The 22,940-nt window shown below is 54.1% G+C and carries 17 protein-coding genes; 7 read left to right on the top strand and 10 right to left on the bottom strand.

Features of this window, described 5'->3' with window-relative positions; genetic code table 11:
* The first annotated feature begins 770 nt into the window (after positions 1-770).
* Positions 771-2,312, top strand: coding sequence for a hypothetical protein (locus ACEN84_RS31235; protein WP_413711821.1), 1,542 nt, complete (start codon positions 771-773; stop codon positions 2,310-2,312).
* 67 nt (positions 2,313-2,379) lie between these two features.
* On the opposite strand, the gene ACEN84_RS31230 is transcribed toward ACEN84_RS31235, so the two are convergent.
* Genes ACEN84_RS31230 through ACEN84_RS31220 form a run of 3 tightly spaced genes read right to left on the bottom strand, consistent with a single transcriptional unit; the run spans position 2,380 to position 4,614 of the window.
* Positions 2,380-3,432: a hypothetical protein gene (locus ACEN84_RS31230; RefSeq protein ID WP_413711820.1), complete on the bottom strand. Its 1,053-nt coding sequence runs from the start codon at positions 3,430-3,432 to the stop codon at positions 2,380-2,382.
* The gene (locus tag ACEN84_RS31225) at positions 3,429-4,142 is read right to left on the bottom strand and encodes a hypothetical protein (protein WP_413711819.1); all 714 of its coding nucleotides are present in this window, start codon (positions 4,140-4,142) and stop codon (positions 3,429-3,431) included. Before ACEN84_RS31225 ends, ACEN84_RS31230 begins: the two co-directional genes overlap by 4 nt.
* Positions 4,135-4,614 (bottom strand): hypothetical protein, encoded by a 480-nt coding sequence (locus ACEN84_RS31220; protein WP_413711818.1) that lies wholly within the window; start codon positions 4,612-4,614, stop codon positions 4,135-4,137. The genes ACEN84_RS31225 and ACEN84_RS31220 overlap by 8 nt, the downstream gene beginning before the upstream one ends.
* Before the next feature lie 312 nt (positions 4,615-4,926).
* On the opposite strand from ACEN84_RS31220, the gene ACEN84_RS31215 reads away from it, so the two are divergent.
* The gene (locus ACEN84_RS31215; protein ID WP_413711817.1) at positions 4,927-5,523 is read left to right on the top strand and encodes a toll/interleukin-1 receptor domain-containing protein; all 597 of its coding nucleotides are present in this window, start codon (positions 4,927-4,929) and stop codon (positions 5,521-5,523) included.
* Between the two features lie 7 nt (positions 5,524-5,530).
* Here ACEN84_RS31215 and ACEN84_RS31210 read toward each other — a convergent pair whose 3' ends face one another.
* The 3 genes from ACEN84_RS31210 to ACEN84_RS31200 all read right to left on the bottom strand — a co-directional run bounded on the left by ACEN84_RS31210 (position 5,531) and on the right by ACEN84_RS31200 (position 8,626).
* Positions 5,531-6,415 carry a hypothetical protein gene (locus ACEN84_RS31210; RefSeq protein ID WP_413711816.1) on the bottom strand — a complete coding sequence of 295 codons (885 nt, stop codon included), beginning with the start codon at positions 6,413-6,415 and terminating at the stop codon, positions 5,531-5,533.
* Positions 6,412-7,383, bottom strand: a complete 972-nt coding sequence (locus tag ACEN84_RS31205; RefSeq protein ID WP_413711815.1) for a TIR domain-containing protein — start codon at positions 7,381-7,383, stop codon at positions 6,412-6,414. The genes ACEN84_RS31210 and ACEN84_RS31205 overlap by 4 nt, the downstream gene beginning before the upstream one ends.
* A gap of 349 nt (positions 7,384-7,732) precedes the next feature.
* Positions 7,733-8,626, bottom strand: coding sequence for a hypothetical protein (locus ACEN84_RS31200; RefSeq protein ID WP_413711814.1), 894 nt, complete (start codon positions 8,624-8,626; stop codon positions 7,733-7,735).
* Between the two features lie 233 nt (positions 8,627-8,859).
* Between ACEN84_RS31200 and ACEN84_RS31195 the strand changes: the two genes are divergently transcribed.
* The gene (locus ACEN84_RS31195) at positions 8,860-11,394 is read left to right on the top strand and encodes a hypothetical protein (protein ID WP_413711813.1); all 2,535 of its coding nucleotides are present in this window, start codon (positions 8,860-8,862) and stop codon (positions 11,392-11,394) included.
* A 16-nt stretch (positions 11,395-11,410) separates the two neighbouring features.
* Here the strand turns inward: ACEN84_RS31195 and ACEN84_RS31190 are convergent, their stop codons facing one another.
* From ACEN84_RS31190 to ACEN84_RS31180, 3 genes are all read right to left on the bottom strand, one after another.
* On the bottom strand, positions 11,411-12,043 hold the full coding sequence (locus tag ACEN84_RS31190) for a TIR domain-containing protein (RefSeq protein ID WP_413711812.1): 633 nt from the start codon (positions 12,041-12,043) through the stop codon (positions 11,411-11,413).
* A gap of 43 nt (positions 12,044-12,086) precedes the next feature.
* Positions 12,087-13,112 (bottom strand): hypothetical protein, encoded by a 1,026-nt coding sequence (locus ACEN84_RS31185; RefSeq protein WP_413711811.1) that lies wholly within the window; start codon positions 13,110-13,112, stop codon positions 12,087-12,089.
* A gap of 85 nt (positions 13,113-13,197) precedes the next feature.
* Positions 13,198-14,607 carry a peptidoglycan-binding protein gene (locus tag ACEN84_RS31180; RefSeq protein WP_413711810.1) on the bottom strand — a complete coding sequence of 470 codons (1,410 nt, stop codon included), beginning with the start codon at positions 14,605-14,607 and terminating at the stop codon, positions 13,198-13,200.
* 202 nt (positions 14,608-14,809) lie between these two features.
* Between ACEN84_RS31180 and ACEN84_RS31175 the strand changes: the two genes are divergently transcribed.
* On the top strand, positions 14,810-18,814 hold the full coding sequence (locus ACEN84_RS31175) for a TIR domain-containing protein (protein ID WP_413711809.1): 4,005 nt from the start codon (positions 14,810-14,812) through the stop codon (positions 18,812-18,814).
* Positions 18,815-18,930: 116 nt separating this feature from the next.
* On the opposite strand, the gene ACEN84_RS31170 is transcribed toward ACEN84_RS31175, so the two are convergent.
* A complete protein-coding gene (locus ACEN84_RS31170) occupies positions 18,931-19,764 on the bottom strand; it encodes a hypothetical protein (RefSeq protein ID WP_413711808.1) in 834 nt (277 codons plus the stop codon).
* Between the two features lie 578 nt (positions 19,765-20,342).
* On the opposite strand from ACEN84_RS31170, the gene ACEN84_RS31165 reads away from it, so the two are divergent.
* From ACEN84_RS31165 to ACEN84_RS31155, 3 genes are read left to right on the top strand one after another with little or no spacing between them, the layout of a single operon-like run.
* Complete coding sequence (locus tag ACEN84_RS31165) at positions 20,343-21,095, top strand: SDR family oxidoreductase (RefSeq protein WP_413711807.1); 753 nt, start codon at positions 20,343-20,345, stop codon at positions 21,093-21,095.
* 32 nt (positions 21,096-21,127) lie between these two features.
* The gene (locus ACEN84_RS31160; protein ID WP_413711806.1) at positions 21,128-22,024 is read left to right on the top strand and encodes an alpha/beta fold hydrolase; all 897 of its coding nucleotides are present in this window, start codon (positions 21,128-21,130) and stop codon (positions 22,022-22,024) included.
* A gap of 51 nt (positions 22,025-22,075) precedes the next feature.
* Complete coding sequence (locus ACEN84_RS31155) at positions 22,076-22,921, top strand: alpha/beta fold hydrolase (RefSeq protein WP_413711805.1); 846 nt, start codon at positions 22,076-22,078, stop codon at positions 22,919-22,921.
* Positions 22,922-22,940: the final 19 nt, after the last annotated feature.

Here is a 22,940-nt window from a genome sequence, read left to right as displayed (position 1 = left end):
ACTGCAATTTGAATGCTTCAGCGGTACCACGAAGGGGGCAATCGGAAAAGCCAAGTGACGATCGCCGCCACGTGGTGTCAGTCGCAGGGAGCTCAAGCATTTATTAACCTTGCTTCGGCACTCTAGCTTCGTCAAGAAAGTGAGTTGTCTTGACGAATTACCCAGACCCAAGAATGCTGATATGGTCCGCTGCTCCCCAAGGCAGCGGACTTTTCCTACGGTCTGGACAGCTGCTAATGAGTCCCAAACCAAGGTTCCGAAACATGGCAAAGTCTCGCGGTATTGTCGCAGCATCGCTTTTCACGGCCTTGGTCGTCCTGGTCGCTGTAAACCCGTTCGGGCGGAACCTCGTCGACCCTCGGCCGACCTCTGCGATCCCGACGGCACCCTGACTGGACTAAGCGTTTAGCTGCGTGAATCTGAAATCTGCCTCGCGACGTCAAGCCGAGGTTCGCGGACCTCGGGTAAAGCACTAGGCCGACTTTCGACGGTGACAGCGAGAGCCACGGGCTGCGGCAATCCGCCTTGCAGCGCCACAGGGCGTGTTAGCAATTCGGGTAGATAGCATACTCTGATTAATTCAAGTCCGCATTGCGCTCCTATCCGTCAGATATGGGACATTCCTTGCGGCGTTTTCAAAAAAGGAGGCACTCGGAACCCTGTCATCGGCTGTCAGACGAATTTTGCAGCTTCTACAGTAAAATATGATATACCAGTCAAGATGGTATTTTGATCGAAGGTTGGCAATTTGAAGCTTCATGGAGCGACGGATGCAAAGCAACGAGTTCCGTATATTCTGTTCTTACTCCCGTGAGGACAGAGGATTATTGGAAGCCTTTCTCCATATGTTTTCGGATTTGCGGAATGATCTTGGCGCTGATGTCGAGATCTTCAATGACGGTGATCTCAGGCCCGCGGAGATTATAAAGGAGGCGATTTCTTTAGAGTTATGGAAGGCGAACATCTTCTTGTTGCTCTACACCGATACCATGAAGAACGCTTATTCCTATACGGGTTGGGAACTAGGTAAATTCGAAGGATTCATAGAAAGTGATGAACACGCGAATGGGGCATCAACACGAGAGATTGTAGCGTTCTTTCTCTGGGAGCCTCCACCGATAATGGCCGCATCTCTTGGCATAAAGATTGGTCCATTGCAGAGCGATCTCGACCTTGGGAGCGAGGGCTACCGGAAAAAGCTGAAGGCGATGTCACATCTAGATATCGCGGCCGATCCCGTAGGAAGATTTATGCTTTCAATCGTCGAGGGCGTTCAGCCAGACCAGAAATTGAACGACGAAGAGAGAACGAAATTCAAAGTCATATACGAAACCTTCAAGGTCGAGCTGTACGAGAAGGTCAGAGGGCTCGTTGAACGCGCGGACGGCGAGCAGCTGTCCATCAAGTTCGAATTGCCCAATCCCGCAAATCGGGAGCCGGACGCAATTATTCCGAACCAGACTTTGCTGACCTTTAATTCGAAGACCCGTCGGGAGTTTGGACACATCTTTGGCGATGTCGACGAGCCTATCTCGTATGAGGCTTTCAAAAACGGAATATCGTTACGCGATCAGCCGTTTGGCAACGTTATTTGGGCCATGGAAAAGGCGGTAGAGAGCGCGATCCGCACAGATCTAGCTGTAGATAACGACCAGATTATCAAGGCGCCCGGGTCGGATGGCCGGCTCTTCCGAGTAATCATTACTGAGCAGGTCGAGTTCTACGACGGCCGCCACACAGTCTACATGTGGCTGGTGCCGTTCTACAGCTTTCAGAACTTCGGCGATAAGCGAACGAGTATCCTGCTGTCGTTCATATTGCTGTCCTCTCGGTTTCGCTTTCTGTTTTTGGAGAAAGAGAGCGAATTCGCTTTAGCTAGGATACGAGGCGTTAGCGAAGCAGAGGAGCTGAGGGAGCTTGTTTTGGCCATCCTGCGCGAGTTGGTCCTCATAGAGGAGGAGTCACGTGCATGGAAGCTGAACACAGTCGATGCTTTTTTCGAAATCGTCTCGCGAAGGGCGAACAGTCTTCGTGTTCAAGCGCACTCAAAGAGTTACAAAGAGGCGCGGGAGGCGGTGGAGTTGGCTGGCAAGCGCGTCATAGGTCCCGCGCCGGGATCAGTTCCGGCGGCCGACGTCGTCGAGGAATGGTGGCTTGCGCTGGAGAGGTTCATTTCGGTGTCGCGGTTGATGAATGGCACGTACACGACGTCCGCGCTCGAAAACCTTCGCGCGAGGTTTTACGCAGATAGTATCGAAAAAGGGAGCTGGTGGCGAAATCCGCTGGGAGGCGGTCTATTCCTCGGGCGGTAGCGCCCATGAAATCTAGTTACTTGCAATAGCGCCGCGGTTCCATCAAACCTCGGATCTAGACAGTATGTCAGATACAGTTTTTGGTAACGAGCCTTATGAATACGGCGAGATCGACCACAGGAATGACGATACTGTCCGCTTCGAAATCGCCTCTGACTTGCCCAAACGCAACGCCGAGATTTCTCATCTTCAATATCGTCTCGACGACGTCGCTTGTTAAGTCGACTGTCCGATAAGTGTATCTTCCATCAGATCGAAACGAGAATCGAAGGAAAGGGCTCGAGCCCGAAGCAATGCCCATCTTCTCGTCTATCGATTTAAGCCATACCGACGCTGAGGCGCTGTCATCCTCTTTGGTCCACGAAACGGGTTGAGCGATCATCAGCCGAAGCCGCCGCTGGCTGCAAAAGAGGGTAACCGTGCTATTCTTATCTGCTGTCGCTGCGACAGCTACCAAGCCATTCTTGAAGGGTTCAAGATGGAAAGGATCTGCAAGGGCGGGGTTCCAAGTAACTCTCAGCGCACGCAGCTCCTCGGCAGTGAGGTATCTCATTGAGTCTGAGGGCTCCTCCGACGCCATTTGCACAATGATAGGATCGACACCCATTGCCTGGGCATGACCTAGCAAGACGCCCGATAAAATCTGCACGTTGGTGATATCGGCTGCGGAGTACACCGGGTCGTTACCCTCTCGGGCTTGAGTGGCGAAAGAGTGTATCCCGAACTTTGAGCCTTCTGGAACGGATCGCATCTCGCCGCCCATGAAAGCGTACGTACATGCCGACTCGCATATCCCCGGTTGTTCCGTGAACGGACCATCGTTCCCTTCACGCACGGCCCGGAGAACTTCGATGCGAACACCCTCTTTGCGGAATTCGCGTCCGAGGACGATCGCTCCAAGAACGCTTCCGCCGTCAGAGTTGATCAATATCCGCCCGCTTTTGTTGGACTTTCGGTAGTCGTCGACCGTTTTATCATCTATTGTCCCGTCCGCGATCGTGAACTCGCAATCGTTACAATTGCCTCCACTCCAGCCGTCTGTAAAAGTCATGCGGTGGGCGTTTGCTTCAGATTGAAGGAGGCAGGCCAAGACAGCAGCGACAGCGAGACGCTTTTTCATGGTGCCTTCTCCAACTCGACAGTGTAGTCAGCGGTTTCGCCCTCTGTATCAATGGTGATCAGGCTATTCACAAACCCACGTTTCCTAAGCAGGACGGTCGGTGAACCGAACAAGTTTGCCGGATTGACAGGGATCGTGAACCGCGCGTTGGTCGAAAGTGGATATTTCTGCTCATTTACCCATATCTCAGCGTTTTGCGGAACTGTATTTATTGTGACGGGGAGACCCCGCGATTCCTCCAACTTCAGCGACCAGTTCGTGGCCCTAATTGGAGCAGAAACACGCTGCACCGCGATGTCACCCTTAGCGGGCTCCTGGATTGAAATAACAAATCCGCGGGCTTTGGAATTGATCGAAATAGGCGCTCTCGCCAGCGGTAGCCTCTTGTCCGCCCAAATTACGGAAGTGAATCGAGCCTTGCTATCCAATTTTACGATGGTGCCGTTCGTATCGACCTTTATATCAAAAAACAGCACTTGATAATCCGACGGTACGTCGGGGATCAACTGTATGCGATAATCGCCCGGCGTGATGTCTAGCGCATCCCCAAAGAAACCGCCCAGCGCATCGGAAAGGACGAATGAAGTTTCAATACGCTGAATTCGAAACCGACCGCTGTGTGCGGAGAACTCGACCTGCACGGGAGTGGCGCTGGCCGGCGAGCAGTAAGAGGCGCCTGCTAAGATAATTGCCAAGAGCAGCTTAGTCATTCGCGAACCTCCAGAGTACCGCGATTGCGACGGTCGCACCCTGTGTAACAGTCATCCAGTATTGAAACGATATCAGTTGGCCGGATTGAGGATTGAAGATTGGGTCCTGTCCAATGGCAATGCTGCGGATGACGACTTGGTGTAACAGCTGACCGAGGAAGAGCGACGCCAGTCCCGCAAGGCAGACTAGAACGAACGATATGCTCATGTAGACGTGCGTCTTTCGCTCCATGCCGTGCAGCATCACGTACCAGCCGGCCGCGATCAAACCGATTGACCAGCTCGAAAAAAACGTCGATTGCTCCAGTAAGCCCGTCACGGCAACTTGGTAGAGCCCTGGGAGGAGATCATCTCGAAGAGACTTTACCGGCACATCCTGAATGAAATTTGGTTCGGAGAGCCCAACGCCCGCGATGAAAACAATAATGATAGACGACGTTGCTATAAACTGGACGAATTGTTTGGACGCCATGCATGACCCGACCGGTTGTCAAAAACACTTTAATTGTGCTTGAGGCTGAAAATAAAGCCTGAGCGGACTGGTTTAGCAAGATGATTGTTATCGAGAGCCGCTTAGCTTAATCGACGGTCGCAAAGCAGCCTTCTCGAACTTGGACTTGGCCGGGAGGGGCGGACTCGCCAGCCTGCTTCAGCGGGTTCCTTCCCCAAGATCGCAGCGCAATTTCGGCCTGGAGGCTCGAGTATTTCGTTTGAACTCGCCAGCGGGTAGCGCAGCGCCCTGTACGCACCTACATGTTGCCACGACACATATAGAGGTAAGGATTTGTATTTACGCGAGTCAACGGTTCGAAAAGCGGCGCAATCGGACGTGAGAATTGTAACGAAAAGTTTGGATGCGGCGAGAATACTAAAAGAATCCGTTGAGACGGCAGCCGCAAACCAGAGGTTCGACGTTTTTCTCTCGCATTCGATCCGGGACGCTGAGATTGTCCTGGGCGCAAAAAAAGTGTTAGAGGATCGAGGCCTCACGGTTTACGTGGATTGGATAGTCGATCCAAGCATGGACCGATCCTATGTCACGGCCGGGACCGCAGAGACGCTCAGAATGCGGATGAAAAATTCGCGCGTTTTGCTTTACCTCTACTCGCAAAATTCGCGCCGTTCCCGGTGGATGCCCTGGGAGCTAGGCTATTTTGACGGGTTTCGAAGCACGGTAGCGATATTGCCAGTGCTTCCTGATAACGGTGCAGTGGATTTCAGCGGCGAAGAGTACCTTAATCTATATCCAAAGGTCGAAATTATCGGGCGGCATATCTATGTGAACCGGACCCGAGGCGATACGATACCGGCCAACGACCGCGAAAACTGGCGCGTCTTCGAAAATTGGGCGCAAGATCCTGAGCAACTGCGAATGCTATGATCGACGATCAATGGACTTTCGTCCACTGGTCGATAACATCGACCGCCTCGCGAGCGATGTCTTCTGCTCTGTCATTGTGCGCCAGGCTTTTCAGTTTACCGAGTAGCTCGCTCGGGATAGCCCCCTTGAGCTCGGCAGCCTCATCGAGGCCCCGCTGGTAGGTCGGGTCTTGTTCGCCCCTCGGAACGCGTTCCGCCGCATCCATAAGCCCCCACTCGATCGCAAGATCTCGTGTGGCGCCACCGTATGCCCCAAGCGGAACGACCGGCTTTCCCTCTTTCATGACGTAGATGGCTTCCTCGATTATCCCGGGAAGTTTGCCCTTATAAAGGTCGCTCTTGTTTGCAAGTACGCCCATTTTTCCGCCGATCGTGATGCATGCATTGACGAAGTCCGCGGTGGTGGCTCGGGCGATCGACATCTCGTCATCCCTCGCACGCTGTCGGAGCTCTTCTTGCCAATCAAAGAACTGAGCTCTTTCAGCGAACCGCTGACTATTGCTTCCTTCCCCAAAGCTGATTGATTTGCCGTCGAGATAAACGGGAACCATCTTCCGGTCCAAGCAGGCAAATGTGTCACAAGTGCCTTGGCGCTCTTCGAGCGCGTTGCTGAGGACATCGAACTCCATCAAAAGGAGCGATGGCATGTAGATCACGTGTATGAAGGGAACGTCACCTCGGCTGGCGTATGATTGAGCGAGATGTCGAAATATGCGGAACGTATACCCGTTTGGGCGTAGGTCGCCGCCATAAACTACCTTTGCGCCAGCCCGGACCAGAGCCATGCAAATAGTAAGCATCGCCCGATCAAACTCGCGGGTCGGGATCGATAGTTTTCTATGATCCGGCGCCTCGCTCAGCGAAATTTGCACACGCTTGTTGTCGAGTATCATGTCAGCTCGCTTAGGGTTTGTAGCTGGGACTTGAATTTGGCTTTACTCATCGCGCGAGCGATGATCTCGTTTTCTGGCAAGCCAAGCGGCGGGTCCGGATAAACGATCTTTGTTGGTTTGAAGTCACACTCAATGATATCGAACAGTTCCGGGGGACGAGGCAAAAGCAACATCTTCTGACGGTCCTTTTTTCCGACACGTTCGGTCACCTCTAGAGTGAACAGGTCGCACCGCAGGCCCTCAGACAGACACTGCACCAAAAGGGGTTCTATCCATTCTTCGTCGGCACTGTCCGCGTTGACCCTAACTCGCGGCAAATTGGCGCCGTAAGGATAGGTGCGGCTAATCCTGACTTTTCCGACGTCAGCTAGAACGATTGGGCGCTTGGCTCGCTTTGCAACGGTGAGCTCGAAGATACACCAAGGCCTGCTGTCGTAGACGTCGGACACGATCGCTAGGAGCGTTCCTTTTTTAATCTCTCTTGTGAACTCTTCGATGAAAGAGTCTCCAGGGGACAATTCCTTGGCATCGTAAAAAGCGTTTAGTGCAACCTTATTTTTTGGGTCCTTGATATATGCGACGATGGCCGCTGCAGCCACGTCGCCATCGAGCTTGGCGTGGCTCACAAAAAGGCGTTCAGATTCCGTAGTTCCGGCTTGTTGAGCCAAGGATTGCCTGATCGTCAACACCACCTGGAGGAGAAGGCGGGTAACGAGCGAATCTGGACTGCGAAACGATGCCCGGTCGAGTGCGGAACACAGAATGCCACGACGTGTGTCGCATTCAAGTCTGCTGCTGTTTTCGGTCGTCGTGAAGGGAATGTAGAAGTCGACACGGCCACGCTCGGCCATCTTCTGGTGCAATCTGTCGACGTAGTCACTCCATGCCTTGCGGGCGGTCGGGGACGACATATTTCCATCGAACAGGAGTACAATCACATTGTGTTTAGCGCGTTCAAGGTCGACCATCTGCGGTAAGGCTCCGCCGTCTGTCCACGGTTCGCTCCAAAATCGGACGGGAACGCGATATGCTACCCCGTCGCGTTCCATACCTATACCATCAAAGTGGGCGGATAAGCGCTCTGCCAGTTCAGCCGGTGTTGGCCAAGAAGACGTAGAAACGTCGCCCTCTTTTGAGGGGCTATTTGCCCACAAGACGTGGATTCGGAGTATCTCCATCAAGCTTCCGCGCAGCCCAAACCGCCGTCGGCAGTCCTTCTGGCTGCCGAAGCAAACGTCGTCAGGGATGAATCATACTACAAGACAGAATGGTTGAACACATCCAACGCGGGGAGCAGGCCGATTGCGCAATTTTTGGTTACATGCCTGTGTATAAATTGCCACCTTGGGGCTGGCCGGCGTTCCAACGAGAGATGACGTTGACCACGGCTTGAGAGATCTCAGCTGCGGTATGGGGCCCCGCGGCCAGCTGGAGATCTTGCCTCACATGCTCAGGAATTTTTCCTGACACGCTCACTAGTGCCGTCATGGCTTGCTCAAAGCCAACTTGGTGCTGGACTTCGGTTCCTGAACTGTCACGGATGATCCGTAGCGCGACGGCAACATCATGAGCGCAGCCGCCGAGGCTGGCCACGGGTACTACGGGTCTGCCAGCGCAGAGCGTGTAATAGACTTCTTCCGCGATGCCGGGGAGGCGGCCAAAAAACTTGTCTGCGCTGTTACCAACAATGCCTGTCTTTCCCCCGATCGCCACGCAAGCATCCACGATGTCAGCTTTTGCACGTCGTGAGTTCGTGTATCCATCTTCCGGCTGAACAGCGTAGCGTCGCTGAAATGCGTCAAACTCTGATCGATCCAAAGTTTCAGTAGTATCTCGGCCCCGGTCGAAGGAGAGGCGTCCACGCCGCCAGCCAAGAGTCAGAACGTTGGTGCCGAGGCACACTTGTGTTTCGACCAGTTTTTCTCGAGAGCCAAGGAGCTCCCCTAATTGCTCGAAAGAGCTGGCAAGGAAAGTCGGCTGGTCGATGATGTGAATGAATGCGGACTTTGGACCTAAGTGGCGGTCTGCCATTTTACGTTCGATCTTGAAGGTGAAGCCGTCTGGATCGAGGTTTCCGCCGTAGGCGATGCGTGCCTGGTGCTTGGATAGCTTGTCACACAGCGTTAGAAGTGTTTTTTCGAGCTCTGCTGTCTTCTCCTGCGAAGAAGTCGCGCTGACGGAGATCAGCACGACCTTGTCTTTCAAAACCATACGCAATCCATCCCTTTGTCGAGCAGTGGTGTGCCGCCATGCCCACGTAGACCAAGGTGGGATCGTGCATCGGTTCCACGAAAAAATCAATTTATTCGCGAGTTGCCAGTATAGTGCATTTTCGCCGGAAACGTGCAACAACTTCATGGAGCTTTCGCATGGGCAGGGGACGTCGAAGCTGGGCTCAAAGCTTCATTGGGTGGATCGCGACTATGAGTACATTAGAGACGTTCATGTCGGTCTTGGGCAAGGTCGATGGGTTCAACGACGCCTTTGGCGAGCAGTTTCTGAAAGTTCATGGAGCCCGGCTGTGGGACATGACCGATGACGACAAGTTGGCTGCCCATGAGTTTCGCGTTCAGCTCTATTCCAGAATCTCAACCCAGAAACTCAATTACGGCGATGGCGTTGAGAAGGCAGCCCTAACCAGCGTCTACAAGCTGTTCGATTACGCCCGGGAAGCAAGCCAGAAACATATCGAGAGCCAAAATTTCGAGTTGATCGTATGGCATGTGCTCAACAATGAGGTGAGGCCGTTCACCGCCAGTTGGCATCTTAGGTCGAATGCTGGCGCTCTTAAAGCTCTCGATTCATCAGACGAGTTCCGAGAGGATCTTGCGAACCTGCAGCCGAAACTCGTGGTTCTCGACGCCGTTTTATCCTTAATTATCGGTAGGCCGGGCTACAACATCAGTCAGCCGGCGGACACGCGCTTGGCGGAGATCGCGGCAGAAATGGACCAGCCGGTCGCATGGAGACCTGCCGGAACCGATCCATTGCAGCGGCCGCAGTACGCTCAAGATGAAGTCCGAGATGTTGAAGCGCGTCGAGCAACGTATGGCATTAAAAACAGAGACTGGGCTTCAGGGCTGGCCTTATCGGGAGGTGGCATCAGAAGTGCGACTTTTTCGCTAGGGGTCATAGCATCTCTTGCCCGGCGTGGCATACTTAAGGAGATCGATTACCTATCGACTGTGTCCGGCGGGGGATACACTGGCGGTTTTCTAACCAACATCCTCGGCGGACGGATTTCCAGCGCCGATGCGGGTCTCGAAGCTAACGATGAGCCTTTCAAACATGGCGAACGAGAGTCCGATCTGCTTATGGGTCTGCGCCAAAGAAGTCGGTTTCTCTCTGCGAAGTTTGGTGAGCGGACTATCCTGGCGATGCGAGCGACGTGCGGCGTTTTCATTAACGTTTTTGTGGCAATGACCGTGATCGCGGTGTTTGCGTGGCTTAACTCAGTGCTGCGGTTCGACAACACTGACGAAGGTCGATACGTAGCTGCGGCAATCTCCGTGGGTCTACCTGTCCTCTCGCTGGCCATATTGCAATTTGGCTATGGGCGAATGCCGTGGCTGGGCTGGAAGTTGACAGTGATGCAGTGGGTTTTGGGCGCCCTGTTTATCCTGCCGCCGCTGTGGTTTTTCGTCGGCTACTCGCATGCCCTCGTAGAAAGCCTCTTCGCAGCAAATACGGACGACAGCGTGGGCTCTACGTCGATCATATTGCTGGTCGTGTTCGCCTGCTTGGTGGCAGTTCTGGCATCTTTCAGCACTGCATTTGTCAGGTTGAAAGCGCCTATTATCGCTGCGGTGACGATATTGCTGGCAATAGTCGCTGAAGGTGTCTTCGCCGCCGTTATGAGTAATCTCACTGGATCGACGCTGCCATTTGGGCATGCCGTCGCCGTACCGCTTGGGATGGTGGCTGGAGTTTTTATCCTGGCGTGGCTGGTCGATATCAACTCGCTCTCCCTCCATGGGTACTATCGAGCGAAACTCGCGCAAGCGTTTTTTGGCGTCACGCGGAATCAGGATGTTATGCGGCTGAGCGAGTTCAAGCCAGCAAAGGCGATGTATCCGATCATAAACTGCGCACTCAATGTTCCTGGATCACAGCAGCCCGCAATGCGCGGTCGTTTGTCCGACGTATTCTCGTTCACGCCCGCTGCTGCTGGATCGACCGTGGTCCCTTACCAGTCGATGAGGGATTGGGAGCAAGCGAACAAGAGCCTGGATATCGGAAACCTGATTGCCCTTTCGGGTGCCGCTGTCTCTCCTCAGATGGGACTACGGACTACGCGTTTCGGTAGCTTCTGGATGACGCTGATGAATGTCCGACTGGGTGCGTGGGTTCAGAAACCGGGCAACGCGCCAAGCAAGCCGCCATTCTACTATCTTGGCAAAGAGTTCGCGGCGATGGCTGATGAGAATGCACCATTTCTCCATCTGTCCGACGGCGGGCACATCGAAAATCTCGGCGTGTATGAGCTACTGCGCCGGCGCTGCAAATTTATCATCGCTGTTGATGGCGAAAGCGATCCGGCAATGACCTTCCACGCTCTAACCAATCTTCAACGGCTGGCGTCGATAGATTTTGGCATCCAGATTGACGCGGAATTGGATGACCTCCGGTTAGGTGAGGGTGGTATCAGCCGGTCCCATTTTCGGTTTTGCCGGGTTCGGTATCCAAAGGCGAACGGAGGTGGGTGGGAAATCGGCTATCTCCTCTACGTCAAACTGTCGTTGACCGGAAATGAAGGCGAGTTTCTGCGGCGGTACAGGCTGGACGAACCCTCGTTTCCGCATCACACAACCGCCGACCAATTCTTCTCTGAAACGCAGTTCGAGGCTTACAGGTCGCTTGGCGAACATATCGGCGACAAGCTTTTCTTGAAGGCGGTTCTTGGCAACGTCGGGCCAACACCGTCGCTCGAACAATGGATGGCTGCGCTCGGGCAGGGTTTTCTGCCGTCCAGAACGTAGGCCAGAGGCGCTGGTTCTAAGCTAGATTGCGCACGAGCCGGTCTCTGCCGTTCATTATAAAGACCCTGTTACGGCTGGCGGCTGCCTCAATCAATCCAGCGCATCGCTGAGGGCTTGAGGTGATGTCCGCCCACGTAACCCAAAGAGCGTAGCCTGACTGAATGTTGTCGTGAAGCCTACCAGGCACGCTGTACAGACCGTTCGGCAGCGGTCTGAGTGAGGGCAGTTGGACGCCAATCAGGCTGTGCTGTCGATCGAGCGTTGCTTTAATTTCCCAGTCAACGTAGCGCCGCCCCCAGGTCTGGTTACCAACCAGAACGATAGTGCAAGAGCTACCGGTTATGTAGTTCTCGCGAATATTGCGCATTACGTACTCTGCGTCGTCGCTATTAACGCGCCGTTCCAACGAGTTATCCGATATCACATCGTAATTATCGTGAAACCGTTGCGAGAACGCGTTGTAATAAGCCTGATCTCCCGCGTGGTGATAGCTGACGAAGACCTTTCGCTTCACGTTGCCAAAATTTGAACCATAGTAACCGACGGACAACTGCATCTCCTGCGGGAAAGTGGCCGACAGAAATGCATCCAGCATCGGGAAAAGGTCAATCGGGGAATTCGCGTCGTCAACACATTCGGGTTCGGGCATCCCTGCAAAGTCAACAGTCCGCCAGAAAGCGGCAGGCGCTCGATCAGTTCGATGTTTGATTTTTCGAAAGCGATGTCAGAAGATTGTTGGCAAGCTCCTTGCTGTGTGGATCCTTAAGGCCATCCTCGAACCTCTGAACAAGCCTTTTTCGGAGCTCTGGCTTTTCGGCCGCACGTAACGCTGTTTCCTGAAGTTTCTCGCGGCGCTCCACCTCGTGTTCGGCACCTTGTGAAGAGAGATAATCGTACAAGAGGATAGCGAGTGAAAAATTCAGGTCAGGACCTGACCGCTCCCCGTCAGTTACGGGCCATCTGTCAATCAGGGACAGAAGCGCCGATCGCTCGGCCTGTGTTTGCGGTTTAGCTTCGGAGATCGCTGATGCCAGCGTCTTATTGTCGTCGCGGTGTTGGCCGGCGACCAGCATAGCCAACGACTGCGTCAGGGCGTTCGTCAGGAATAGCCGGGTTATGAGGTAGATGCCGAGGAAACCCAAAACAAAAAAGTACGCAAGAATTAGAAGGAGTGGCCCCTGGATTTGCCCCTCGGACGAAGTCAAATATTGAGCGAACGATTTCAGCGCGGGCACTATCGCACCAAGTTGTACGAGTGTTGCGCCGATTAATAGTGTCGTCAGCCAATCAGATACGCGCTCAAGGTTCGTGTTGGAAGCTAGGACGACGTCGGTTTTGCTTGAGTTTCTTCCGTCAGCGTCCGCTACAGCTGCCCGAGCGGCTGGATCAAGCGTGCGGGGAATTCCGAACAGAAACCCGAGCAACGCCCCCAGCGATCCGCCCGTAGCCGCAGCCAACAAGTTCGTTCCAAACAGCTTTACAACGTTGCTCGACGGACTATCGGAGATGCCGTACGCCGCCAGAAAGGCTGCGATGATGCCAAAAATGGCAAATAAAGCAGTGACCGACCCTATCTTGAAAGACGCTTCGTTTATTTTCAATTCAGGGCCAGAGTACGTGCCTTTCACTTTCGATTTTATCGCAATATAGACCGCTGTGCTCGAAACCAGAGCAAGCGCTAACGCCCAGATTAGCGGCCAGTAAGTCTGTTGGAGCACCACAGCCTCGGCGGCCCCCGCGGAGCTAGTCGCACTGACGGCAGCCGCAACAGACGCGATTAGTAACCGGAGCACTTTATCACCTCTAAAGAGAGACAACGCCGTCGTCGACAAGTTGCTTCAGGATGGTCGCCGCGCCGGGCTGCTTTGAAACGGCGTCGTCGCTCCAAACGCGATCCGCAACGTACTTTCCACGCTTGTAGTGATTGGAATAGGACCAAAGGTAGGCCGTCGCATGGCCCTTAGATCGAGGACCAAATCCATTGTACTTTTCGAGGAGGTTCAGCATTTTAGGGAGACTCCAATCAGATTGTCCATCGTACCCTTTGATCTCCAAAGCGTCGCGAGCACTTGCTTCCCAGGAAAAATTCGACCCCGTCTTTGACGGGCGGTCCTTTGGTACGTGAACAGTGGGCCGAACTAGCGGATCTCCATTATGAAGATGCGTTCGAAAAAGACCAATGTCACCGGAAGCCTCCATCGCATGCATGAGCGCAACAAAATACCAAGGCATTGCCTCGCCGGGCTTACCACGGAAGCTACTTACCAGTCGCTCGTATCGCTCACGATTGCTTGCGATCCGCCGAGCGAGGGCGGCTATCTCATTTTTGCGATCCTGCACAATGCAGCTATTGAACAGCTCTTCATATTCACCTTTGAGCGCGTTGAAAGCTGAGCTCACATTGACCACCGCACCGAAATCGTCATGTGAGATTGTCTCGGGACCTGTTGCCTTCGCACCGGACGCATCCTGCTTCTTGCCACCTCTCGTCGTGTCCCAATAGGGAAGTCCCAGTGCCGAGCCTGTGTTTGGCCCGACCTCACCATCTGGCAGCAGCCCTTCAGTGAGCTGGTATGAATACACAGCTGCCTCGGTAATTGGGCCGAACTGACCGTCGACCCTGCCCGGGTCAAAGCCCTTTGTCTTCAATGCCAGTTGAAGCTCCACAACGTGCTCATCGAAGAGTGGCTCATCTTGCTGGCGGAGAATAAGCAGCTTCCCCAGATCGGCCACCTTCTCGATCTTGGAAGTAGATGCGTGCGAGGCATATTCCACTCCGGGGAGAAGGACACCCAGATCCCAACGGCGGCCCTCGACGGGTCCAATCCGCACACCCAGCTTTGCCCCCGCGGCTTCGTAAACGCGGCCATCGCCGATCGAGATCGCTACGTGTCCAATGCGATTGGTGGGGGCCGAAACAGGCTTACGGATGAGAAACGCACCAGGCGTCCTTACGGCATCGGTGACCGAGATCTTGCGGTCGCTTTTCTCTGCTTCGCTAGCCCAGTATCCTGAATATGGGTCCGCGCCACGCACGGTCTTCGTTCCGCAACCGAACACCACGCCATAAGTTTGATAAGAAAGCCAAGAACAATATTCTGCGCAGTCCCAAGGTCCGCGCCACCCAGCGTTATCAAGGGGGGCCCGCGCACCCAGGATGTACCGTTCGCCTACATGCGCGGACGCTTTTTCAAGTATATCATTGCCGTGCATACACGACCTCCCCTCTGCGGTACTGCAGCCGCGAGTACCGTGACGCCAAAAATGAACCGATATTCAAATAATAAGCCCTGCCGGCCAACAAAATACGCTCGCGCAACTTAAACGCAAGGAAATTTATTGGTACTTGTTCTCAAAGTAGCGGTTGACGTTCACGCTGAGGCATCCGACAAGTTGCTGTAACGAGGGAATGACCATGGGTTCGATCTTCATCAGTTACGCTCACCCGAATGCGGCAGACGCGGTTTTGCTGAAGGAGTGGCTCCTTAACGAGGGTTGGAACGACGTTTTTCTCGATCTGGACCCGAAACGCGGCTTTGCAGCTGGTGACGAATGGGTTGCAACGCTCACAGCTGCGATTTTCCAGGCGGACGCGTTCATCTGTGTCTTAAGCAAGAACTGGGTCGTGTCCGAATGGTGCCCTAAAGAGTTGGACATCGCCTACGGGGCTGGCCGAAAAATTTTCCCAGTCATTATAGATGACCTGGCTGAAGGCCAGATCCCTGCGAAGATTGCGGCTAAGTGGCAATACATCAGCCTGAGCGCTGGGACAGATCATGAGTTGCTGCGTGCAGTTCACCCGGATGGACGAAGTCTTGCGCGAAACTATTCGCGTTCGGGTCTTGAACGACTGCGCTCAGGCTTGATCAAAGCAGATATTAGTCCGAACCACTTTAGATGGCCGCCAATCTCGGATCTGAACCGCGAGCCCTATCGCGGTCTGCAACCGTTTGAAGATGAGGACGCCGGGATTTTCTACGGCCGGGATGCGCAGATCACCGATGTTTTGGAACGGCTCAAGACAGGCCGCGAGGTAAAACGATCTCAAATTTTTACGATTGTCGGTGCTTCGGGTTCGGGGAAGTCCTCTTTCTTAAGGGCTGGGATTTCGGCCCGGCTCAGACGCGACAAAGCGGGATATGCCGTTCTTCCGGTTATTCGACCAGGTGCGACTCCAATCTCTGGCCGACATGGGATCGCTCCCGCCTTGGCTGAGTTTTTGACAAATGGTAGTGCTGCTTGGTCTTCGGCAGATGTTGAAGGTCTGATGAAGAGCGGATCGCATGATAAGTTATGTGAGGCCATTTCGGGAAAGATCATGGAGGATTCTAGCGTCAATTCCAGGGCCCCTTCGACCTTTGTTCTTGCTATCGACCAGGCCGAAGAGCTGGCTCGCACAGTTTCTCCAGAGCGCGACGCTCTTCTTGATTTTGTTGGGTTCCTTTACGCCAATCTCAGTCCAGGTTTCCTACTCCTTACCACGATACGTTCGGACTCTTTTCACCTACTGCAGAACTCTCCGGTCTTGCGGGAAAAGCCAATGGACGTCTATTCGCTACCTGCCCTGTCGAAGACCGCATTTCGCGATTTCATAGAGGGGCCGTCTTTAGCGCTAAGGGACACCGACCGCGAATTCGACGTCGAGCCTCAGCTAGTAGATAGACTGCTTGATGACGCATCTCATGATGGAAGCCGAGATAGCCTCTCACTTCTAGCTCTGACGATGGAACGTCTCTATCGGCGGCATGGCGGCAAAGGGAACATCACACTCCAAGATTATCTCGCCGAAGGCGGCCTCGGCGGAATGGTTCAATCATCCATCGCGTCGTTTGAAGCGTCCATAGGCGTTGATGACCCCGTCGACCGCAACCAGCTCCTGCAGAGATCGCTATTTCCATGGCTTGCCGGGTTTGATGCCGATGCCAACTTGCCCGTGAGGAGGGTGTCGGAGTTGTCAAAGATGCCGGCAGACGCCCGGGCAGTTGTCGATAAACTGGTTGAAGAGCGCCTAGCAGTCCTGGATAAGGGGCCGGATGGTGAGCCAACAGTCGAGTTCGCTCACGAAGCTCTTCTTCGGCAGTGGCCGGCTCTTGCTCTGTGGCTTCAAGATCGATCGGTCAATCTTAAGCAGGTGGACGAGTTTTCGAAGGATGCCGTCCGATGGGACAAGAACGGGCGGCCGATCAACAGACTGCTTCACCTTGGCGAACGCCTGAGGAGCTTGCAGCACGCGCTACAATCTGGCGCCGCGAACAACTTGGAGCAGGTCCAAGATGAATACCTGGCAGCCTGCATCAAAAAGGATCACGATGAGACCCTTCTCACCAACAAGAGTAGAAGGCGTTTCAGGGCTGTAGCGGCAGCTGCAGCGGTTGCCGCCGCAGCATTTTTGTTAGCGATCAGCTATTACCTGTACGCCAGCAGCCAGCAGTTACGGCACAACGCAGCCAAGGTAGCTATAGAGGTTGCTTATACCCTGCTGGACAGCGGTAGGTTGGACGCAGCAGCGGCCGTGTTGGTCAGGGCAGGGGAAGTCCTCGGCCCACAAGCCAGTGATGAAATTCGCCCGGGCCTGAAGCGATACGCAGACTATTCCAGAGTGACAACGACCTACCCCGCGCCTCAGGGAGAAGTATGGCCAACCAGTCGAACAAGTCTCTATTTCTATGACCGGAACAGTAAGGCGGTATCGGCCTTCAGAGAAGGCGTTTCAGTTCCGATAATTGCGGCGTCCGATTCAATGGCCAATGTGGTTCTAATGGAAGAAAACCCCGATGGCTCGTTGCTGTTCATCGTACGGGAAGACGGATCGTTGGAGGCCAGAAACAGTTCTGACGGGTCCGTCGTTCTGGCCAGCAAGCTTAAAACCTACTCAGAGCCCGCCACAGCTAACAACACGACACTCTTTAAGGACGGCAACGTCATCTACAGCCACAGCGTCGGAGACGGTCAGGTATCTTACGAGCTTATGGACCTGAAGTCTGGCAAAGGTGTGGTCCGCAAGACCGGAGATTATCCTACGCTGCTTAAAGCCAAAGATTTGCAGCTGTATGTGCTGGAAGGCGATAGAGGAGTTTTTCGCGTGCAGTCCGGAACGGCAGGACTGAAGTTATCAAAAGCCACTCTAAGTGAGGAACAGATAAGCTCTTTGCGGGCGGAGAATTGTTTTACCACACTCGGCCAAGTCCCGCCTGACAACCTCACTGATTATAAGCTCGACGTCGGCTTCACCCAATCTGAATGCCGATCCTTCGGCGAGGGCTTCATTTATACAAGGACAGAGAACACATCTGCTGGCGGAGTGCGAAATGACTACGCATTGTCGCCCGATGACAGCGAACCAAATTCCGACAACAATCTGAAGGTCCAGATCATCTCTAATTTCGCCGCCAAGTTCGGTTCGGAAAACTCGACATGGATGGAGCTTAGTCCCGACGGCTCGATCGGGGTGATCGTCAACAGAGATCTATATGTATTCAATACCGATAGCGGCATCTATTTCCATCAACGCCAAGCCGGGGGGCCCACATACGCAGTTTTTGAAGAAAGCGGCTCGATTGCTCTGTTAGACCCAGCTTTGAAGGTGATAAAGAGCTATCGTCTTAAGCCCTCAGAGACGCCGGCGCAGACGGAGCCGACGCGACCGACTAGTTTGTGGACATCGTGTAGTGGCCTCGCCGTGGCACAGAAGCCCGAAAGCAAAGTTTCCGATAGTGTCGGGTTGGTCGCGTTCGCGCCGGATCCTAAAGGTGGGACGTCACTCACCATAGCGAATCGAGAAATAAAGGGTTCGGAGGCGGATCAAGCATCAGAGCAATCCTGCCTGGCGTTCTCTAACGACTTGCGGTTTGTCTTAAAGTCCAATTTCGAGGAGGACTGGATTACGGTATATCGCCTTGCGGACCTGAAGGCGGCCGGTAGCTTTGCGAACGCCGCAGGGTTCAGATTAATCGGCAATTTTCGATCGGCAGTTTTTACACCGTCCAATGATATCCTCGCCACAAATTACAGCCCGAGCGCAAGCCTTTACCGCTGGGACAAATCGTTCGGTTGGTCGCTCGATCCTGAGCCAATCTTCTCCAGTGACAGCAGCATTGTGGGTGCCGAGTTGAGCCCTGATCAACGCAATATTCTTGTGACCTTCGACAATGGGCGAATGATGATGTCCAGCCACGTCTTCACCATGGATAGTCCGCACCGCGACTGGGGTTCATTTGGCACGGAGTACAAATGGCTTAGTGCGGCCTTCGTGGACGATCGCACGGTCTCAGTACAGAAGGGTGAGACCTGGCGAGAGGAGGTTCTACCTAGCTGGCAGCAATCCGTTGACGATGCAAAATCCTTTCTTTCCGAACGATGCCCTGGGCTGCGGGGGATGGACGTACCGGAGTGCTGGCCAAAGGAGATAGGATCCTTTTAAGGTCGCCGAAAGGGTGTGGTCGAAGGCATTTCGGTGTTGTTGTCAGAACCTTGCTTGGCATTGATCAAGTTTCAGGACGTTGCGACCTGCAAGAGCGCAATACTTTGCTCCAGACCCTAAATTACTGCTGGTGCTGGGAAGCGCTCTTTAATCTTCTCCTTCAAGAAAGCCCTCAAATCGCCCGTTCTAAGCTGGTGCCGAAGATCGTTATCTAGCAACATGACCATTGGCTTTGCGAGGTCATCGGCAACGGCGCCTTCAAAGTCCGTCCACTTTCTGCTGATGCTGTCATCACCCGTCAGAGAGATAAGAAGGGCCGATTTTGCCACCGCCCTGGTCAGGAGCTCTTCGACTAGGGGGTCGGGCTCATTTTTGAAACGTCGCGGGCCCGACCAGCGGTCGACCCAGACACCAAATCCGAGGTCTGACAACAAAGGAAGCAGTGTGCTAAGCAGGTCTGTAGACCGCGACCAAGAATAGCTCAAGAAAGCAACCGGCCGCATGCGAAGGGCTTCAGCAAAAGATGTCACGCTCTCAGCCGAAGATGACGATAGAACCTTCGTTGTTTGTAACTGCTGGGCTAACCGACGGGGTCGCAAGGGCAAATTCTCTGAGGCACCGAGAGATTGGATTGAGCCAATGATTGGGCCAGCATCGTTCCAGGGTAACCAGAAACTCTTGTCGGATGCTTTGAACGAAACCGAGTTCCCTTCGCGCGTCTTCGCCTCGATGTCGATCCTACCGATTAGACTGGCGGCGACGGGAGATAGCAGCTGGTATCTACCCATGATCCATATCGTATCACCTACCTCCAAAATACCATCCAGGCGTTGTTGACGAGTGGCGTGCCCGAATGGCCGCTCTGCTCGGCCGACGATGGATATTCCGGCCCCGACTTCCGGTGCCGACGAAGATTTGGACGCCTGCCATGTTAATGCGTGAGTGACCATTTGCTCCTCCCAGGGCCGCGCGATCCTGTTGGAGAAGTCGCCGCGTGTCTAGTGCAAGCACTTGTCGGTTCTCCGGCTACCTGCGGTGAGAATGCTGTTCGAAGCCCGTACCCAATCTCCAATCAAGTGTGGCCGGAACGGCGTCACTTTGGCAAAGCCGCACGCAGCTGTCAGTTCCTGCGCCCAACCAATCTTGGGCTTTCACGTCTAGCCAGGGAAAAGTGCTGGAGAGTTATCGTGGGTAGGCTGCGCCTCTAGCGAATTTACCCTCGACAGCTCCATATCCCGCATCATCCGATTTCTGGATCGGCGCTCAACACACAGCGCATGACTAAATGGCGCAGATAGCCTGGGTTGGTCACTCCACCGCAATAAAGTTGGCTTGCTTCTCAGCGACTTGGATGGAGAGCTTGGGATCATTGTGACGGTCGAGCCGCCGCGGGTGTTGATGCAAGTTTCCGGGTTCGACGAACTCCCACACCGAAAATCCAGGAATAGTGGGTTGGCAAACCAAACCCACAACGGTATCTTCCGGGCGTCGAAACAATTTTCATCACGAGCAATCGTCAGGAGCCATCATGTCAGAAACCCAAAATCGCGTTGCGCTGGTCACTGGAGCCGGCCAAGGCATCGGAAGAGCTATCGCTCTTCAGCTCGCGTCGGACGGATTTGATGTCGCGATTAATGATATCGCAAAGTCAGCCGAGAAGGCTGAAGCGGTAGCAAACGAAGTCCGAGCGCTTGGCCGGAAAAGTACGGTCGTCCTCGCTGACGTAACAGTAGCTGAGCAGGTATCAAAAGCTTTTGACGATGCGTTTGTGCAGCTTGGAAATTTGACTGTTGTTGTAGCCAACGCCGGCATCGCACGTGTTGAATCTCTCCTGGATCTGTCGCCCGAGGCGTGGGATCGCATGTTCGAGATCAATGTGAGAGGAGTCTTTCTCACTTATCAGGCGGCCGCACGGCAATTTATTAAGCAAGGCACTGGTGGTAAGATTATTGGCGCGGCCTCGCAGGTGGCTCATCGTGCCGCCGGGGGATTCGCTGCCTATTCGTCCAGTAAGTTTGCTGTTCGAGGGCTGACACAGGCTGCTGCTCAGGAGTGGGCGGCCCACGGGATCACTGTCAACGCATATGCGCCAGGCGTTGTCGACACGGCACTTTGGGACACCGCCAAAGACATTCAGACATCGCTCGTGGCGAGCATCCCGCTTGGTCGCCTACAGACCCCCAAGGACGTCGGAGAGACGGTCTCGTTCCTCGCGTCCTCAAAATCTGACTTCATGACAGGCCAGACAATCATCTCAGATGGCGGCATGGTTTTCGCTTGAGCGACAGTAACACCATTGTCCGGGAACAGAAAATGCCAGTTAGCTACGAGCCGTCTGCATTACAAGCGCTGAGCGATATCAACTGCAACGACAATTCCGTACAAAATGGCGACGTGACGATTCACTACCAGTCGTACGGCGCAGGCGAGCCATTGATCTTCCTGCACGGTTTTCCGGACAATGCCCTCACGTATCATCAGCAAATTGCTGAATTCGCCAAAGATCATACCGTCCACGTGCCGACCATGCGCGGTTACCCGCCGAGCTCAGTCCCGCTTGACGTTGAACGCTACCAGATCACCGAGCTTGTAAGCGACGTTACCGCATTGCTCGATCACATCCAAGCAGACAGTGCGCATTTGATCGGACACGATTGGGGTGGCGTGGTGCTCCAAGCATTTACGCTCTTTCATCCCGAGAGGGTAAAGAGTTTGGTCCTCCTCAATTCACCCGTGCTGCAGCCCTTCCTTATGCTGCTGCAAGCGGACAACGAACAGCAGAAGCTTGCACGGTACACACTTCCCTATCACCAATACAAAGCGGGCGATCCGAAGAAGGCCGATCACATCGTTCGTCATATTCGCGATCCAGAGTGGAGGCGATATATCGCCGACTACCTCAAAGCCTCGCCTCTCGAGGGAATGCTCAACTACTACAAGAAGATCTATCCGGGCCCACCGTACGGGAATCCGCCACCTGATGACGTGACGGCGTTCATCTATAAAGTTCCGACGTTGATCTTGTGGGGCTTGGACGATCCGTACTTCTCGCTTAGACACTTGAGCAATCTCTGGGAGTGGTTCGAAAACTCCTACCGTTTCGTTTCGATTCCCGATGCCGGTCATTGGGTGCACCATGATGCGCCGCAAAAAGTGAACTACGAGATCCGGTCATGGCTCGCCGGCTTCTCCGAGCCGGGAAGCAAATAAGCTTCCCGGCCCGCTTCACGAATGTTCAAACCCACTGGAAGGAGAAATCACGTGACCAACTTCAAAGCAGACTCAGCGCAAACGCAGTACATCCAAGGCGCTCTGGCCAATTACGGCTATCGTGAGATAGGTGGAAGTGAAGGAACTCCGATCATTTTGCTGCAGCGCTACCGCGGTACGATCGACGACTGGGATCCTGCGCTGATCGAGGAGCTTTCGAGAGATCGAAGGGTTGTTGTTTTCGATAACGTTGGCATCGGATCAAGCGACGGCGTCGCTCCAGATACAGTTGCCGGGATGGCCGAGGGCGTGGCGGATTTTGTGCGCACTCAAAAGTATGGGAAGGTCGACATTCTTGGCTGGTCAATGGGAGGCTTTATCGCGCAAGTACTGGCACTGGATCACGCGGACATCGTAAACAAGGTTGTGATCGCGGGCTCCGGCCCGGGTGAACCAAGCGTGCGTCCGACCGAAGATCCTAAGTCTGTCGAAATTCGTCAAAAAGTCGAGCCGTCTCTCGACGACATCATCTACATCTTCTTCTCACACACGGAGACTGGAAAGGCAGCGGCCGGCGCAGTCTTGTCGCGGTTCTTCCATCATGAGTCCGGCCAGGTATTCACGGTGAAGCAGGAATCATGGGAGCAGCAGGCAAAAGCGATTCAGAATTGGAACAGCGGAAAGAATTCGGCTTGGGCTCGGCTTGATGAGATCAAGGTCCCAGTGCTGGTCGCAAACGGATCGCACGACATCATGGAGCCGTCTATCCAATCGTTCGAAATGGCGCGAAAGCTGAAAGGCGCCATCACGACCTTTTACAGCGACAGTGGTCACGCCTTCCTCTTCCAGTATCCTGAGAGGTTCGCAAGGCAGGTCGTCGATTTCTACGCGTCTTAAGTTGCCAGCAGGTGTGTTC

The sequence above is a fragment of the Rhizobium sp. Rhizsp82 genome (assembly GCF_047325115.1).
Taxonomy (GTDB): domain Bacteria; phylum Pseudomonadota; class Alphaproteobacteria; order Rhizobiales; family Rhizobiaceae; genus Rhizobium.
The sequence above is the reverse complement of the archived record's forward strand: the minus strand, read 5'-3'. Positions and strand labels throughout refer to the sequence as shown.

Coding starts and splice junctions, on each gene's coding strand:
- ACEN84_RS31235 (WP_413711821.1), top strand. CDS start 771: ATGCAAAGCAACGAGTTCCGTATATTCTGTTCTTACTCCCGTGAGGAC.
- ACEN84_RS31230 (WP_413711820.1), bottom strand. CDS start 3,432: ATGAAAAAGCGTCTCGCTGTCGCTGCTGTCTTGGCCTGCCTCCTTCAA.
- ACEN84_RS31175 (WP_413711809.1), top strand. CDS start 14,810: ATGGGTTCGATCTTCATCAGTTACGCTCACCCGAATGCGGCAGACGCG.
- ACEN84_RS31160 (WP_413711806.1), top strand. CDS start 21,128: ATGCCAGTTAGCTACGAGCCGTCTGCATTACAAGCGCTGAGCGATATC.
- ACEN84_RS31210 (WP_413711816.1), bottom strand. CDS start 6,415: ATGATACTCGACAACAAGCGTGTGCAAATTTCGCTGAGCGAGGCGCCG.
- ACEN84_RS31165 (WP_413711807.1), top strand. CDS start 20,343: ATGTCAGAAACCCAAAATCGCGTTGCGCTGGTCACTGGAGCCGGCCAA.
- ACEN84_RS31195 (WP_413711813.1), top strand. CDS start 8,860: ATGTCGGTCTTGGGCAAGGTCGATGGGTTCAACGACGCCTTTGGCGAG.
- ACEN84_RS31180 (WP_413711810.1), bottom strand. CDS start 14,607: ATGCACGGCAATGATATACTTGAAAAAGCGTCCGCGCATGTAGGCGAA.
- ACEN84_RS31170 (WP_413711808.1), bottom strand. CDS start 19,764: ATGGTCACTCACGCATTAACATGGCAGGCGTCCAAATCTTCGTCGGCA.
- ACEN84_RS31225 (WP_413711819.1), bottom strand. CDS start 4,142: ATGACTAAGCTGCTCTTGGCAATTATCTTAGCAGGCGCCTCTTACTGC.
- ACEN84_RS31190 (WP_413711812.1), bottom strand. CDS start 12,043: ATGCCCGAACCCGAATGTGTTGACGACGCGAATTCCCCGATTGACCTT.
- ACEN84_RS31200 (WP_413711814.1), bottom strand. CDS start 8,626: ATGGTTTTGAAAGACAAGGTCGTGCTGATCTCCGTCAGCGCGACTTCT.
- ACEN84_RS31205 (WP_413711815.1), bottom strand. CDS start 7,383: ATGGTCGACCTTGAACGCGCTAAACACAATGTGATTGTACTCCTGTTC.
- ACEN84_RS31220 (WP_413711818.1), bottom strand. CDS start 4,614: ATGGCGTCCAAACAATTCGTCCAGTTTATAGCAACGTCGTCTATCATT.